Annotated in this window: 15 protein-coding genes; 7 read left to right on the forward strand and 8 right to left on the reverse strand. The window is 75.0% G+C overall.

Annotated features, from left to right (window positions below; translation table 11 throughout):
- Window positions 1-46: 46 nt before the first annotated feature.
- Complete coding sequence (locus I4I82_RS23165; protein ID WP_218592315.1) at window positions 47-814, forward strand: MerR family transcriptional regulator; 768 nt, start codon at window positions 47-49, stop codon at window positions 812-814.
- A 239-nt stretch (window positions 815-1053) separates the two neighbouring features.
- Here I4I82_RS23165 and ilvA read toward each other — a convergent pair whose 3' ends face one another.
- On the reverse strand, window positions 1054-2301 hold the full coding sequence (gene ilvA, locus I4I82_RS23170; RefSeq protein WP_218592314.1) for a threonine ammonia-lyase IlvA: 1248 nt from the start codon (window positions 2299-2301) through the stop codon (window positions 1054-1056).
- 110 nt (window positions 2302-2411) lie between these two features.
- Between ilvA and I4I82_RS23175 the strand changes: the two genes are divergently transcribed.
- Complete coding sequence (locus tag I4I82_RS23175; RefSeq protein WP_218592313.1) at window positions 2412-2660, forward strand: hypothetical protein; 249 nt, start codon at window positions 2412-2414, stop codon at window positions 2658-2660.
- Window positions 2661-2678: 18 nt separating this feature from the next.
- Here I4I82_RS23175 and I4I82_RS23180 read toward each other — a convergent pair whose 3' ends face one another.
- The 4 genes from I4I82_RS23180 to I4I82_RS23195 all read right to left on the reverse strand — a co-directional run bounded on the left by I4I82_RS23180 (window position 2679) and on the right by I4I82_RS23195 (window position 5399).
- Window positions 2679-3020: a UBP-type zinc finger domain-containing protein gene (locus I4I82_RS23180; RefSeq protein WP_218596009.1), complete on the reverse strand. Its 342-nt coding sequence runs from the start codon at window positions 3018-3020 to the stop codon at window positions 2679-2681.
- 225 nt (window positions 3021-3245) lie between these two features.
- Entirely contained in the window at window positions 3246-3692 is a 447-nt protein-coding gene (locus tag I4I82_RS23185; RefSeq protein ID WP_218592169.1) for a globin domain-containing protein, read from the reverse strand.
- Window positions 3693-3924: 232 nt separating this feature from the next.
- Entirely contained in the window at window positions 3925-4986 is a 1062-nt protein-coding gene (locus I4I82_RS23190; protein ID WP_218596010.1) for a LacI family DNA-binding transcriptional regulator, read from the reverse strand.
- Window positions 4983-5399 carry a hypothetical protein gene (locus I4I82_RS23195; RefSeq protein ID WP_218592167.1) on the reverse strand — a complete coding sequence of 139 codons (417 nt, stop codon included), beginning with the start codon at window positions 5397-5399 and terminating at the stop codon, window positions 4983-4985. The genes I4I82_RS23190 and I4I82_RS23195 overlap by 4 nt, the downstream gene beginning before the upstream one ends.
- 85 nt (window positions 5400-5484) lie before the next feature.
- Here I4I82_RS23195 and I4I82_RS23200 point away from each other — a divergent pair, with 85 nt between their 5' ends.
- Window positions 5485-6699 (forward strand): MFS transporter, encoded by a 1215-nt coding sequence (locus I4I82_RS23200; RefSeq protein ID WP_218592166.1) that lies wholly within the window; start codon window positions 5485-5487, stop codon window positions 6697-6699.
- Here I4I82_RS23200 and I4I82_RS23205 read toward each other — a convergent pair.
- The 3 genes from I4I82_RS23205 to I4I82_RS23215 all read right to left on the reverse strand — a co-directional run bounded on the left by I4I82_RS23205 (window position 6638) and on the right by I4I82_RS23215 (window position 9812).
- Complete coding sequence (locus I4I82_RS23205; protein WP_218592165.1) at window positions 6638-8038, reverse strand: IolE/MocC family protein; 1401 nt, start codon at window positions 8036-8038, stop codon at window positions 6638-6640. The genes I4I82_RS23200 and I4I82_RS23205 overlap by 62 nt on opposite strands.
- Before the next feature lie 395 nt (window positions 8039-8433).
- Window positions 8434-9042 (reverse strand): trimeric intracellular cation channel family protein, encoded by a 609-nt coding sequence (locus tag I4I82_RS23210; protein ID WP_218592164.1) that lies wholly within the window; start codon window positions 9040-9042, stop codon window positions 8434-8436.
- A 20-nt stretch (window positions 9043-9062) separates the two neighbouring features.
- Window positions 9063-9812 (reverse strand): helical backbone metal receptor, encoded by a 750-nt coding sequence (locus I4I82_RS23215; protein ID WP_218592163.1) that lies wholly within the window; start codon window positions 9810-9812, stop codon window positions 9063-9065.
- A 134-nt stretch (window positions 9813-9946) separates the two neighbouring features.
- On the opposite strand from I4I82_RS23215, the gene I4I82_RS23220 reads away from it, so the two are divergent.
- Genes I4I82_RS23220 through I4I82_RS23235 form a run of 4 tightly spaced genes read left to right on the forward strand, consistent with a single transcriptional unit; the run spans window position 9947 to window position 14911 of the window.
- Complete coding sequence (locus I4I82_RS23220) at window positions 9947-10276, forward strand: bifunctional 3-phenylpropionate/cinnamic acid dioxygenase ferredoxin subunit (RefSeq protein ID WP_218592162.1); 330 nt, start codon at window positions 9947-9949, stop codon at window positions 10274-10276.
- The gene (locus I4I82_RS23225) at window positions 10273-12657 is read left to right on the forward strand and encodes a GcvT family protein (RefSeq protein ID WP_218592161.1); all 2385 of its coding nucleotides are present in this window, start codon (window positions 10273-10275) and stop codon (window positions 12655-12657) included. Before I4I82_RS23220 ends, I4I82_RS23225 begins: the two co-directional genes overlap by 4 nt.
- On the forward strand, window positions 12654-13793 hold the full coding sequence (gene solA / locus I4I82_RS23230) for an N-methyl-L-tryptophan oxidase (protein ID WP_226370209.1): 1140 nt from the start codon (window positions 12654-12656) through the stop codon (window positions 13791-13793). The genes I4I82_RS23225 and solA overlap by 4 nt, the downstream gene beginning before the upstream one ends.
- Window positions 13790-14911: an aromatic ring-hydroxylating oxygenase subunit alpha gene (locus I4I82_RS23235; RefSeq protein ID WP_218592160.1), complete on the forward strand. Its 1122-nt coding sequence runs from the start codon at window positions 13790-13792 to the stop codon at window positions 14909-14911. The genes solA and I4I82_RS23235 overlap by 4 nt, the downstream gene beginning before the upstream one ends.
- The last annotated feature ends 44 nt before the right edge of the window (window positions 14912-14955 follow it).

A 14955-nucleotide genomic window follows, 5' to 3' on the forward strand; every position in this document is an offset into this window, starting at 1 on the left:
AGTTGATGTCACATAGCAACACGAGGCCACTGATAAGGTGTGTCACATGTCTGAGGACGGAGATGATGTCGAACGGCGGACCATCGACGAGCTGGCCCGGGTCAGCGGCGTCACCGTCCGCAACATCCGTGCGTACCAGGCCCGCGGCCTGCTGCCGCCGCCCGAGGTGCGGGCGCGCACCGGCTACTACGGGCCCGGCCACGCCGCGCGGCTGGAGCTGATCCAGGAGCTGCAGGGCGAGGGCGTCAAGCTCGACGTGATCAAGAAGCTGCTCGACACCACCGGCGGCTCCACCGAGCAGGTCGTCCGCTTCATCCGGGCGGTGCGCACGCTGTTCGCGGTGGAGGACCGCCAGATCGTCACGCTCGCCGAGCTGGTGGAGCGCTTCTCCGAGACCGACCCGAACCTCGTCAAGCGCGCCCAGAAGATGGGGCTGCTCACCGAGATCGCCGACGGCACGTACGAGGAGACGAGCCCGCGGCTGATGGAGGCGGCGCAGGCGATGACCGAGATGGGCATCCCGATGACCCGCTCGCTCGACGTCGTCGAGCAGCTCCGCCGCCACGCCGACGGCATCGCGAAGATCTACGTCGACCTGTTCCTGGGCGAGGTCTGGCAGCCCTTCGACGCCGAGGGCCGCCCCGACGACCAGTGGCCCCGGCTCTACGAGGTGATCGGCAACCTGCGCAAGGTCTCCGGCGACGCCATGCTCGCGGTGCTGGAGCTCGCGGTCGCCGAGCGGCTCGACGTCACGTTCGGGCGTGACATCGTCCGCAACGTCCGCACGAACAGCCGTCCGCCCGCCGCCGACTGAGCCGCCTGCCCTCAGGTGGGGAACGCGGGAGGCCGGGCGGACGCACTCACCGCCGGGTGCTCGGGTTCGGCACGCACCCCGCTGCCGCCGCGCCTACATTCGACGGAGCGCACGTCCCGGGGTGCCCCTCGGGGTTGCGCACCGGCGGCCGCCGCGTGGATGTCCCCTCCGCCCCGACGGCCGCCGGTCCACCCCGGCGTACGCGCGCCGTACGGTGATCGGTTCGGCTCAGGCGCCCGTCAGACCAGGAACCGGTACGCGGCGGTGCCGGGGGCGACGAGCTGGATGCGCAGCGGGCTCGCCTCCATGCGCTTCCACAGCGCCTCGTAGCCCTCGCGCTCGGCGAGCTCGATGCCGCAGAGCGCGGCGCCGGTCTCGCGGTTGTCCCGCTTGACGTACTCGAACAGCACGATGTCGTCGTCGGGGCCCAGCACCTCGTCGAGGAAGCGGCGCAGCGCCCCGGGCTCCTGCGGGAACTCCACGAGGAAGTAGTGCTTGAGCCCGCGGTGCACCAGCGAGCGCTCGACGACCTCGGCGTAGCGGCTGACGTCGTTGTTGCCGCCGGAGAGCAGGCTGACGACGGTCGAGCCGGGCGCGAGGTCGAGGTCGGCGAGCGCGGCGCAGGCCAGGGCGCCCGCGGGCTCGGCGATGATGCCGTCGACCTGGTAGAGGTCGAGCATCTCGGTGCAGACGCGGCCCTCGTCGACGGTGACGAGCTCGGCGCGGGAGTCGCGCACCAGCGGGAAGCTGACGTCGCCGACGCGCCGGACGGCCGCGCCGTCGACGAACGTGTCGAGCTCGGGGAGCGGCACGGGCGCGTCGGCGACCAGCGCGGCGCTCATGCTCGCGGCGCCCGCGGGCTCGACGCCCACGACCCGCACGCCCGGGTGTCTCGCGGCCAGCCAGGTGCCGACGCCGGCGAGCAGCCCGCCCCCGCCGACCGGCACGACCACGACGTCCGGCGGGTGGGCGAGCTGGTCGAGCACCTCCACGGCGACGGTGCCCTGGCCGGCGATCGTGCGCACGTCGTCGAAGGCGGGGACGACGGTGGCGCCGGTGCGGGCGGCGTGCTCGGCGGCGGCCGCCGCGGCCTCGTCGTAGGTGTCGCCGCCGACGACGAGCTCCACGGCCGAACCGCCCAGCGCCGCGATCCGCTCGCGCTTCTGGCGCGGCGTCGTGCTGGGGACGTGGACGCGGCCGCGGATGCCCAGCCGGGCGCAGGCGTACGCGACGCCCTGGCCGTGGTTGCCCGCGCTCGCGCAGACCGCGCCGGCCGCGCGCTCGTCGTCGCCGAGCCCGGCCAGCAGGTTGTAGGCGCCGCGCAGCTTGTAGGAGCGTCCGACCTGCAGGTCCTCGCGCTTGAGCCACACCTGAGCGCCGGTCGCCTCGGACAGGCGGGTGCTGTGCTGGAGCGGGGTGGTGCGGGCGACGCCGGAGAGCCGGGCCGCGGCCTCGGCGACGGAGGCGGCGAAGGCGTCAGGGGTCACGAGCCTGATCCTCCCCGTCGCCGTGCCCGCGCCGGGCACGGGGTCACCCGTCCCGGTGGTCTCACACCGGGTTCACGAACCTGTCACGGCCCGTAGGCAGAATGCCCGGCATGGCGACGGTGGGTGACGAGCACGGCGGATACGTCGCCGGCCGCTACCGCGACGGCTCGCTGAGCGACGGCTGGACCGACGTCGGGCGCTGCGCGGGCGGCACCTTCGTCCGCTACGTGGGCCGGTGCGCCTGCGGGTGGACGGGGCGCAGCCACCCCGCGACCCCGGCGGGCGCGCGGGCGGCGGCGCAGGAGTGGTTCCTCGGGCACGTGGTGGCGCTGCCGCTCTCCGACGTCGCAGCCCGCTGACCTGCGTTCGTCCCGGGCTCAGTGGATGTGTCGACGCCAGTCCGCGGGCACGCGTCCGGCCGGGCCGGGGGTGGGCTGGTCCTCGGGGTGGTCCGTCGGGGGCGCGAGCTCCGGGCCGTCGGCGGCCGAGTTCGTCGCGTAGTCCCAGAACCAGTCCTCGCCGGGCTCGAAGCTCTGGACGACGGGGTGCCCGCTGGCCTTCCAGTGCGCGGTGGCGTGCTGGGCGGGGGAGGAGTCGCAGCAGCCGACGTGCCCGCACTGCGCGCAGCGGCGCAGGTGGACCCACCACCCGCCGGTGGCGTCGCAGTCGAGGCAGCCGGGGCCGCTGGGCGGGACGGTGGGATCGACGGAGCTGGTCATGCGACCACTATGGCGCGCCCCCGCCCCGACCCCACCCCCACCCGCACCCGCGAGTCGGGGTCTCGTTGCGAGCGAGTCGGGCCGTGGTTGCGAGCGAACCGGGCGCTGGCTGGGAGCGAGTCGGGCTCTGACACCGCGCGAGTTTGACGCCCGCACCCGGCGAGTTTGCCGCTCCCGCCCGGCGCCTTCGCCGTTCGTGCTCAGAGGGGTGCACTCCTCCGCCCGTCAGCGCAGCCCGTTCCAGTCCCATCTCGGCAGGGGCAGTTGCGCCGGGACGTCCGCGGGCTCCTCGTGCGCCAGCACGTCGGCGACGGCCCACTCCATGTACGCCCGCAGGGCCGCACGGAACTCGGCGTCGTCGGGCAGGCCGGCGTCGTCGATCGCCGCGACGAAGCAGTCGACGAACCGGCGGCCCAGGTCGCTCATGTCGCCGTTGCCGCCGTGCATCACGAGGACCTCGGTGTGGCTGCCGCAGTCGCCCGAGAAGTGGGGCGGCCCGTCGAGCACCTCCGCCCAGTAGTCGGCGAGGCGATCGGTGTGCTGCGGGTGCTGGTCGGGCTTGGAGAACGGGTGGTCGAGCTCGGGATCGGCCATGCAGCGCCGGTGATGGGCCCGCGCGAGTGCGCGGAAGGCGGCTCGGCCGCCGGCGAACTCGTACAGCGTGGGGCGCACGGCGGAAGCGTGGCAGGTAGCGCCGCTGCTGGACAGCCCCGAGAGCGTCGCGGACACGACACCGAAGCAGTCGGCAGAACCGGCCGACTCGGCGAGCGTGGAGGGCGAACTCGCCGGGCAAGAACGGCGAACTCGCCGGGGGTGGTCGGCGAACTCGCTGGGGGTGGTCGGCAAAACTCGCGCGCACCTGCAGCCCCGACTCGGTCGCAACCAGACCCCGACTCGCGGGGAGTCAGGGGTGCGGGTCGGGCGGGCCGGTCGTCGTCCCGATCCTCAGCGCCACCGGCAGGACCGTGTCCGGGGGGCGGGTGCCGTCGACCAGGTCCATCGCCGCCTGCGCCGCCCGCCGGCCCTTCTCGTCGGTCGGCTGGACCACCGTCGTGAGTCGGGTCGCGCCGAGCCAGGGGAGCTCGGCGCCGTCGAACCCGGCCACGCTGACGTCGCCCGGCACGTCCAGCCCCAGCTCCGCGGCCGCCTGCAGCACCCCGGCGGCGAGGACGTCGCTCTGGGCGATCACGGCGGTCGGACGCCGGGCGGCGGGCACGTCGAGCAGGACCCGGCCCGCGTGCTTCCCCTCGTCGACGGCGTTGCTGGCCGTCTCGAACGCCGGCACCGCCCCGAACACGTCCTCGACGCCCTCCAGCCGGTGCCGCACGTCGCGGTAGTGCACGCGGGCGCGGCGGGCCCCGTCGATCGGCCCCCGCCGCCCGTCCAGGCGCAGCGGCATCGCGACCACCTCGACGCGGCGGTGGCCGAGCCCGTGCAGGTGACGGGCGAGGTCGGCGGTGCCGGAGCGGTCGTCGATGTCGACGAGCACCACCCCGTCGACGACCGGCCCCTCGACGGCGACGATGGGGACGCCGCGGGCGCGCAGCAGGTCGAGGGCGGGGTCGTCCTCGAGACCGCAGGTCGCGAAGATCGCGGCGTCGAGCGGGATCCGCGCGATCTGCGTGGCCGACGGGCGGCCGGTGTCGCCCGCGAGCAGCAGCAGCCCGACGTCGTGGGCGCCGAGCACCTCGGTGATGCCGTCGAGCAGCTGCACGGCGACGGGGTCGCGGAACGCGTAGAGGAGCCGTTCCCCGATGAACGCCCCGATGACGCCGCTGCGGCCGCGGCGCAGGGACGCGGCGAGGGGGTCGGGGCCGGCGTAGCCCAGCGCGGCCGCCGCCGCGAGCACCCGCTCCCGCGTCGGCGGCGAGACGCGCGTGCTGCCGGAGAACGCGAGCGAGGCCGTGGACGGGGACACGCCGGCGCGCGCGGCCACCGTGGCCAGGGTCGGACGGGCGCCGCTCACGGCGTGAACGGTAGCCCCGACGCCAGCTGCACGGCCGACACCACGGTCGCCGCGCTCCACACGAGACTGCGCAGGAGGTTGGCGCGGAGCAGGATCCGCAGGTCGCGGTCGGTGTCGAGCCGCTCGTGCGCGGGCACGGCGGCCAGCACCGTGAGCGCGACGCCGGCCGCGGCGAGCACCCCGAGCAGCGCGAACTCCCACGGCGAGGCCAGCAGCAGCATCCCCACCGACACACCCTGCACCAGCCACGGCGGCCCGACGACCCAGCCGATCCGCACCACGTGCCGCCGGTGGTACTCCGGCCACTCGCCCGCACCGACCAGCGCGAACGCGGGGTAGACGACGACCTGCACCACCCAGCCGACGCCGGCCAGCACCGCGGTCGTGACGAGGTGCACGAGCAACCAGAGCACGCCGGACCGTACCCGTGGCGTACTCTCGTCGGCGGCATCGAATCGATTCGACGCCAGAAGAAGATGGCCGGGAGGGAGTCCGAGGGTGTCGACCGAACTGCGCCGGGCGCGCAACGCGGTGGTGGTGGCGTTCGCCGTCAACGGGCTGGCGTTCGCGTCGTTCATCAGCCGCACGCCGGCCATCGCCGACGGCCTGGACCTCACGACCTCGCAGCTCGCGCTGATGCTGCTCTGCCTCTCCGCGGGGTCGGTCACCGGGCTGCCGCTCGCCGGGCCGCTGGTGGCGCGGCTGGGTCCGGCCCGGTCGGTGCTGGTCGCGGCGCTCACCGAGACCGTCGGCCTCGCGAGCCTCGCCACCGGCCTGGTCACCGGCACCGTGTGGCCCGCCGCGCTCGGCCTGGCCGTCACCGGTCTCGGCACGGGCGTGTGGGACGTCGCCATGAACGTCGCCGGGGCCGAGGTCGAGCGGCGCCGCGGCCGCACCCTGATGCCGCGCCTGCACGCCGCGTTCAGCATCGGCACGGTCACCGGCGCGGGCCTGGGCGCGCTCACCGCCGCCACCGGGGTGCCGCTGGCCGCGCAGATCCTCGGGGTCGTGGTGCTCATCCCGGTCGTCATGACGGTCACCGTCCGTGGCTTCCTCCCCTCGACGCCCGTCGCCTCGCGCGCCGAGGGCGGCCCCGGTGTCCTGGCCGCCTGGCGCGAGCCGCGCACGCTGCTGATCGGCGTGCTGGTGCTGGGCTTCGCGTTCACCGAGGGCTCGGCCAACGACTGGATCGCCTATGCCCTCGTCGACGGCTACGGGTCGAGCGAGACCGTCGGCGCCATCGCGTTCGGCATGTTCGTCACCGCGATGACGATCGGGCGCACGTTCGGCGGTTCGCTGCTGGAGCGCTTCGGGCGGGTCGTCGTGCTGCGCGCCGCGGCCGGGCTCGCGCTGGCCGGGCTGCTGCTCGTGCTCGTCGGCGGGTCGGTGCCGGTGGCGCTGGCCGGCGCGCTGCTGTGGGGCCTGGGCGCGTCGCTGGGCTTCCCGATCGGCATGAGCGCCGCCGCCGACGACCCCGCGCACGCCGCGGCGCGCGTGTCCGTCGTCAGCTCGGTGGGGTACACCGCCTTCCTGGCGGGCCCGCCGCTGATCGGCCTGCTGGCCGAGGGGTCGGGCATCCTGCGCGCGCTGTTCGTCGTGCTCGGCGCCCTGCTGATCGGGCTGCTCGCCACCGGAGCCGCCCGCCCTGTCGCTACTGGAACGACACGAACACCGGCGGAACCGGCCCGACCCGCAGGGTCTCCGCAGGCGTGAACATCGGCGTGTCCTCGTCGTAGAAGTTCTTCCAGCCCCACGCGACGCCCGCGGGCTCGCCCTGGTGCAGGGCGGCCCAGGTCTCGAGCTTCTCGCCCGGGACGCCGAACCCGTCGGCGTGCAGGACGACGGCGAGCTCGTCGCGCGAGGTGTCCAGGCGCTCGCGCTCGCGGATCATCGTGAGCCGGAACTGGTGCACCATCAGCAGCTTCTGCGGCAGCGCGTTGTCGCGGGTGAGGTCGGCCAGCCAGGTCGCCACGGCGTTGACCTCGTCGACGCTCACCGTGCCGATCTGCTGCGACGGCCGCTGGCCGGGCTCGAGCCGCCACTCCGGGTCGAGCGCGAGCCCGACGTGCGGCTGTGCGAGGAGCTCGGCGTAGCGCTGGGCCTGGGTCAGGAAGTCGGCGCGGCCGGGCTGCAGGTCGAGGACGACGTACACGCCGGCCTCGCGCGCCGCGTCGACCCAGGGCCGCAGGAACTCCACGGTCGCCTCGGAGCTGAAGTCGCCGTCGGGGCCGGGCCCGCTGTCGGCGACGGTGCTGATCAGCTCGAACGCCGGCACGACGGGCACGTCGGACACCGGCCGGTACTCCGCGGCGAGCGCCTGCGCCCGCGCCACCGACTCCGCGACGCCCTGCTCGCCGAGCACGCCGAGCGCGGGGACGCCGGGGTGGCCGTAGAGCGCGACCATCCGCCGCCCCGGGAACAGCACCTGCCCGCCGCCGGGCAGCGTCGTGCCGGTCGCGGCGACGTCGAGCCGGGCCGACAGCTGCTCCGCCGTCCCGAACCCGCCGCCCAGGGCGACGACGTGCGCCGGGCGCGGGTCCAGCCCCGCCGGCGGCGCGACGCGCGGGTCGGGATCGCCGACGGCCTCCACGCGCGCCCCCGACGCCCGCGCGGTGGCCGCGGCGGGCGAGGCGGCGTCGACGGTGAGGGCCAGGACGTCCCGGGCCGGCGGCGCGACGACCTGCGGGTCCTCCAGGACCTCGCGCCCCGCATCGGCCGCCCACTGCTGCGCGCCCGGCCCGACGGGCACCACGCCGGTGGCGCCGAGGCGGTCGAGCTCGGCGGACGGGTCGGGCGTGAGCAGCAGCGGCACGCCGAGCTCCGCGGCCCGCCCGGCGGCGTCGGCCTGCGCGCCGGGGTCGTCGGCGGCGGCGAGCACGGCCAGTGGCGCCGAGGTGAAGAGCGCGGCGCTGGTGGCCGTGGCGAGCGCGGCCGGGTCGGCGCCGTCGAGCACCGTCACGGTCTCGGCGGGCGTGGCGACCTGCGTCGCCGGCAGCGGCGGGGCAGGGGTCGCGGCGCACGCCGCCAGCAGCAGCACCGCGAGCGCCGTCACCGCTCCGTGTCGTACCCGTTCACCCGTGCGCCCGCGCAGTGCCCTCACTCGACGTGACCCTAGGTGACGATCACGGCACGCGCCGATCGGCGGCTACCGTGACGGCGTGACCGGCCTGACGCTGGACGAGGAGCTGTTCCTGGTCTCGCGGAGGAGGCCTCGGGGCGCGACCGCAGCTCGGTCGGCATCGACGCGCCGCTGGCGGGCGCCGTGCTGATCGCGCTGGCCGTCGCCGCCGCGTCCTCGGGGTCGCCGTCCTGCGCTTCCCGGACGCCGGACCCGGGCCGCCCGGCCGCCCGGAAGCGGGCCGACGCGTTCACGGAGGAGGCCCGCTGGGCGACGATGTCGCCGGCGTCGTCGCCGCTACGCAGCGGGCCGCCTCGGGCTACTGGGTGTCATGACGACCTGCCGTGCGGCAGCGGCGCGTTCCACCGCCGCCACAGCGCCAGCACCCGTAGCCCGGCCACGAGCACGGCGGCCACCAGCGCCACCGGCACCTGGGGGAGCGACAACGCGTTCCCGGCCACGACGACGGCCGCCCCCGCGGCCGCGGCGAGCGCGTAGATCTCGCGGCGCAGGACCGTCGGGATCTCGCCCCGCAGCAGGTCCCGCAGCACGCCGCCGCCGACGCCGGTGATAACCCCGACCAGCGCCGCCGTGATCGCCGGCGCCCCCGTCCTCAGCGCCACCGCGGTGCCGGTCGTGACGAACAGCGCGAGCCCGAACGCGTCGGCGAGCTGCACCCCGCGCCGCAACCGCGCGACCGCCGGGTGCCACCGGAACACCAGCAGCGCCACGACCGCCGGCACCACGAGGTAGGGCCACTGCCGCAGCGTCGACGGCGGGGTGACGCCGAGCAGCACGTCGCGCACGACGCCCCCGCCCAGCGCGGTCACCGCGGCCAGCACGACGACCCCGAACACGTCCAGCCGCGCGTGCACCGCGGCCAGCGCGCCGGAGGCGGCGAACACGGCGACGCCGAGGAGGTCGAGGACGAGGAGCACGCCGCAAGCGTAGAGCGCCCTCAGACGTCCAGGGCCCCCGGCAGGACGCGGGCGGCCTCGGTGAGGCTCGGGCCGTACCAGGTCAGCAGGCGGCCGCTGACCAGCGCGGACGGGACGCCGGGGAACGCTTCCGGCCCGTCGTCGGCGGTGAAGAGGTAGGGCTCGTCGGGCAGCACGGCGAGGTCGTGCGGGGGCAGCGCGGCGGGGTCGAAGCGCGGGTAGCGCTCCGGGTCGTCGCCCAGGACGTTGTCGACGCCGAGCCGGGCGAGCAGCGCGCCGGTGAACGTGTCGGACCCCACCGCCATCCACGGCCTGCGCCAGATCGGCACCACCGCACGCCGCCGGCGCGCCGGTTCGGGGACCGCCGCCCACGCCGCCTCGGCCTCGTCGAGCCACGCCGGGCGGTCGAGGCGGCAGGCGGCGAGCATGCGCGCGAGCGAGCCGAAGGCGTCGTCGAGGGTGCGGATGTCGGTGACGTACACGGGCACGCCGGCGGCGCGCAGCGCGTCGAGGTCGGGGACGCGGTTCTCCTCCTGGTTGGCCACCACGAGGTCCGGGCGCAGCGCGACGATCGCCTCGACGTCGGGGTTCTTGGTGCCGCGGATGCGCGGGACGTCGAGATCGGCGGGGTGCGTGCACCAGTCCGTCGCGCCCACGAGGAGGCCCGGTGCCGACGCCGCGACCGCCTCCGTGAGCGACGGCACGATCGACACCACGCGCTTGACGGTGTCCGGTATGTCCACGTCTGTCCCGAGATCGTCCAGAGCCACGGGGCCGACCCTAGGTGGCCGCTCGTGACGAGCGCGTTTCCGGTGCTCCGGGCCTCTTGACAGCGCCCCGGGCAGAAGTCACCGTCTGTTGCGTCAGGTGCTCACCGTTCCGTCCTGCGCTTCCGGAGCCCCCCATGATCCACGTCTGCGCCCTCGCCGACCTGCCCCGAGGCGGAGCCCGCCGCCTGCCGCTCACACCGCCGGTCTCGGTGTTCCACACCACCGACGGCGAGTTCTACGCGATCGACGACACGTGCACCCATCAGGACGCCTCGCTCGCCGACGGCTGGCTGGAGGGCTGCGAGGTCGAGTGCCCGCTGCACGCGGCGATATTCGACCTGCGCACCGGCGAGCCCGACGGCCTCGTCGCACGGCGCCCCGTGCGCACGCACCAGGTCGTGGTCGACGCCGACGACGTCTACGTCCTCGTGGCCTCCGAGACCACGCTCGAAGCCGCGTCGTGAGCCCCCGCGTCGTCGTCATCGGGGCCGGCGTCGTGGGTGCGGCGGTGGCCGACGAGCTCACCGCCCGCGGCTGGACCGACGTCACCGTCCTCGACCGCGGCGAGCTCCCGCTGCCGGGCGGCTCGTCGTCGCACGCGCCGGGGCTGGTGTTCCAGACGAACCCGTCGAAGACGATGGCGGGCTTCGCCCGCTACACCGTCGAGAAGATGACGGAGCTCGGCGCGTTCACCGCGGTCGGCGGCCTGGAGGTCGCGACCACCCCGGAGCGGCTGCTCGACCTGCGCCGCCGCCACGGCCTGGCGCAGAGCTGGGGCATCGACTCCCGCCTGGTCGACGCCGACGAGTGCGCCGCGCTGCACCCCCTGCTGCCCGCCGGCAACGTGCTCGGCGGCTTCCACACCCCCACCGACGGCCTGGCGAACGCGCCCGGCGCCGTCGCCGCGCAGCTCGCCCGGGCCGTCGACCGCGGCGCCCGCGTGCTCGGCGGGCACCGCGTGCTGGAGATCCTCACCGAGCGCGGCCGCGTCACGGGCGTGCGCGTGGAGACGGCCTCCGGCACCGGCGGGCGCGCACACCGCGACGTCCCGGCCGACCGCGTCGTCTCGTGCACCGGGTTCTGGGGCCCGCAGACCGGCGCGCTGGTCGACCTGGCGATCCCGCTGCTGCCCATGGCGCACCAGTACGTCACGACCACGCCGCTGCCCGAGCTCGCCGGCGCCACCCGCGAGGCGAGCGCGGTGATCCTGCGCCACCAGGACCGCGACCTCTACTTCCGCGAGCACGCCGAGCGCATCGGCATCGGCTCCTACGCCCACCGCCCGATGCCCGTCGACCTCGACGACCTGCCGGTCGAGGACATGCCGTCGAAGCTCGCGTTCACCGAGGAGGACTTCGCCGCCTCCTGGGACGACGCCCGCGCGCTGCTGCCCGCGCTCACCGGCATCGAGACCGGCTTCAACGGCATCTTCTCCTTCACCGCCGACGGCGCGCCGCTGATCGGCGAGCACCCGTCCGTCGCGGGGTTCTGGGTGGCGGAGGCCGTGTGGGTCACGCACTCGTGCGGCGTCGCGCAGGCTGTGGCGCGCTGGCTCGTCGAGGGCGAGCCGGGCGTCGACCTGCACGAGGCCGACCTCGCCCGCTTCGAGGAGCCCCAGCTCGCCCCCGACTACGTGCGGACGCGCAGCACGCAGGCCTTCGTCGAGGTCTACGACATCCTGCACCCGCTCGAGCCGCCGGTGCAGCCGCGCCCGCTGCGCGTCAGCCCGTTCCACGCCCGCCAGGTCGAGCTGGGCGCGGTGTTCACCGAGGGCGCCGGCTGGGAGCGCCCGCTGTGGTTCGAGGCCAACGCCGGCCTCCCGGAGGTCGGGCGCATCCCGCGCCGCGGGGAGTGGGCGTCGCGGTTCTGGTCGCCGATCGCCGGGGCGGAGGCCCTGGTCACGCGCGACCGCGTCGCGATGTACGACATGACCCCGCTCAAGCGCCTCGAGGTGAGCGGCCCCGGCGCGCTCGACCTCCTCGACGGCCTCACCACCAACGACCTGCGCAAGAACCCGGGTGCGGTCACCTACACGCTCCTGCTCGACGGCAACGGCGGCGTCCGCAGCGACCTCACGGTGGCGCGGCTGGGCGAGCAGCGGTTCCAGGTCGGCGCGAACTCGAACATCGACCTCGACGTGCTCCAGCGCGCCGCGGGCGACGACGTCCACATCCGCGACATCACCGGCGGCACCTGCTGCATCGGGCTGTGGGGCCCGCGGGCGCGTGACGTGCTGTCCTCGCTCACCCGTGACGACGTTTCGCACACCGGCTTCGGCTTCTTCCGCGCGCGGAGGATCCACGTCGGCGAGGTGCCGGTGACGGCGCTGCGCCTGTCCTACGTCGGCGAGCTGGGCTGGGAGCTGTACTGCAGCGCCGAGCTGGGCCTGCGGCTGTGGGACCTGCTGTGGGAGGCCGGCGAGCGCCACGGCGTCATCGCGGCCGGGCGCAGCGCGTTCAACTCGCTGCGGCTGGAGAAGGGCTACCGCTCCGCGGGCACCGACATGACCACCGAGCACGACCCGTACGAGGCCGGCGTCGGGTTCGCCGTCAGGCCCGCCGCGGACGTCACGCCGGCGCGCCGGCTCGTCCCGCTGCTGCTCGACGACCCCGCGTACGTCGTGATGGGCAAGGAGCCGGTGTTCCACGCGGGCGCCTGCGCCGGGTACGTCACGAGCGCCGCGTACGGCTACACGATCGACGCCTCCATCGCCTACGCCTGGCTGCCCGCCGCGGCCGCCGTCGCGGGCACGCCGGTGCAGATCGAGTACTTCGGCGAGCGCCTCCCGGCGGTGGTGGCCGCCGAGCCCCTGTTCGACCCCGAGATGAAGCGGATCCGCGCGTGAGCACTCCCCATGACGTGATCGTGGTCGGCCTGGGCGGCATGGGCTCGGCCACGGCCCGCCACCTCGCCGGTCGCGGCGTGCGGGTGCTCGGGCTCGAGCGGTTCACCCCGGCGCACGACCGCGGTTCCAGCCACGGCGGCTCGCGCGTGATCCGCCAGTCCTACTTCGAGGACCCGGCCTACGTCCCGCTGCTGCTGCGCGCCTACGAGCTGTGGACCGACGCCGAGAAGGCTCTGTCGTCGATCGGGGCGGACACCGACCTCCTGACGCTCACGGGTGGGCTCTACCTCGGCCCCGAGCAGAGCACGACGTTCGCGGGCAGCCTGCGCGCGGCGCAGGAGTGGGGGCTGCCCCACGAGGTGCTCGACGCCGACGCCGTCCGCGCGCGCTTCCCGACGATCACCCCGGCCGAGGGTGAGGTGGCCGTCTACGAGGAGCGCGCCGGTTTCGTCCGCCCCGAGGCGACGGTCCGCGCGCACCTCGACCTCGCCGCCCGCGACGGCGCCGACCTGCGGTTCGGCCAGCAGGTCCTTGACGTCACCGAGACCGCCGACGGCGTGGTCGTCCGCACCGCCGAGGGCACCTTCACGGCGGGGCACGTCGTCGTCAGCCCGGGCGCGTGGGCGCCGTCGCTGCTGGCCGACCTCGGGCTGCCGCTGCGCGTCGAGCGGCAGGTGCAGTACTGGTTCGCGCCCCCGGGCGGGGTCGAGCCGTTCGTCGGGCACCCCGTGTACGTGGCCGAACAGGCCGGCGGGGCGCAGATCTACGGCTTCCCGTCGATGGACGGCCCCGACGGCGGCGTGAAGGTCGCGTTCTTCCGCCGCGGGCGTGACACCGACCCGGACGCGCTCGACCGGGTCGTCACCGGGGCGGAGGTCGAGGAGATGCGCACGCGCGTCGCCGACACCCTGCCCGGGCTGGCGGGAGCGCTGGTCAAGGCCGTGCCGTGCATGTACACGACCACGCCCGACGAGCACTTCGTCATCCGGCGCCGCGACAAGGTGACGATCGCCTGCGGGTTCTCCGGACACGGCTTCAAGTTCGTGCCGGTGATCGGGGAGATCTGCGCCGACCTCGCGACGACCGGCACCACCGCCCACCCCATCGGCCTGTTCGACCCGGAGCGCTTCGGATGACCGCCGTGCAGCCCCCACCCGTGGTGTCCAGCCTCGTCCCGACCCTCTCCGGCGCGGCCTACACCGACGCCTCGGTGTTCGCCGCGGAGCAGGAGCGGATCTTCGAGCGGGCCTGGACCTGCGTCGCCCTCGCCGCCGACCTCACCGGCCCCGGCGCGTTCCGGACCGTCACCGTCGGGCGCGAGTCCGTGGTGCTCGTCCGCGGCCGCGACGGCGCCGTCCGCGGCTTCCTCAACGTCTGCCGCCACCGCGGCGCCGCCCTGTGCACCGAGGAGGCCGGGCAGCTGCGGCGCAACCTGCAGTGCTCCTACCACGCGTGGACGTACTCGCTGTCCGGTGAGCTGGTCGCCGCCCCGAACCTCACGACGATGCCCGACGTCGACCGCGCCGCCTACGGCCTGCACGCCGTGCACCTGCGCGAGTGGCTCGGGTACGTGTGGATCTGCCTGTCCACGGGGGAGGGGCCCCCGTCGTTCGACGACGAGGTCATCGGCGCGGTCGTCGAGCGCCTCGGTGACCGCGACGCCATCGAGCGCTACGACGTCGGCTCCCTGGCGCTGGCCCGCCGCATCCGCTACGACGTGGCCGCGAACTGGAAGCTCATCGTCGAGAACTTCATGGAGTGCTACCACTGCGCGACGATCCACCCGGAGCTCACCGAGGTGCTCCCGGAGTTCGCCGACGGCTTCGCCGCGCAGTACTACGTGGGCCACGGCGCCGAGTTCGGGCCGGACGCGGCGGGCTTCACCGTCGACGGCCGCGCCGGCTTCGACCGCCTCCCCGGCATCGCCGACGACCAGGACCGCCGCTACTACGCCATCACCATCCGGCCCCAGGTCTTCGTCAACCTCGTGCCCGACCACGTGATCGTCCACCGGATGACCCCGCTCGCCCCCGACCGCACCGTCGTCGAGTGCGACTGGCTCTTCGCGCCCGGTGTCAGCGACGTCGACGCGAGCGTGGAGCTGTTCCACCGGGTCAACCAGCAGGACTTCGACGCCTGCGAGCGCACCCAGCCCGGCATGGGCAGCCGGGCCTACCGCGACGGCGGGGTGCTGGTGCCCAGCGAGCACCACATCGCCGAGTTCCACGAGTGGGTGGCGCAGCGGCTCGCGTGAGCGGAACACCGTCGTCGTTCAGCGGCTGTCGAACAGCAACGTCG

The sequence above is a fragment of the Pseudonocardia oceani genome (assembly GCF_019263585.2).
Lineage (GTDB): Bacteria > Actinomycetota > Actinomycetes > Mycobacteriales > Pseudonocardiaceae > Pseudonocardia > Pseudonocardia oceani.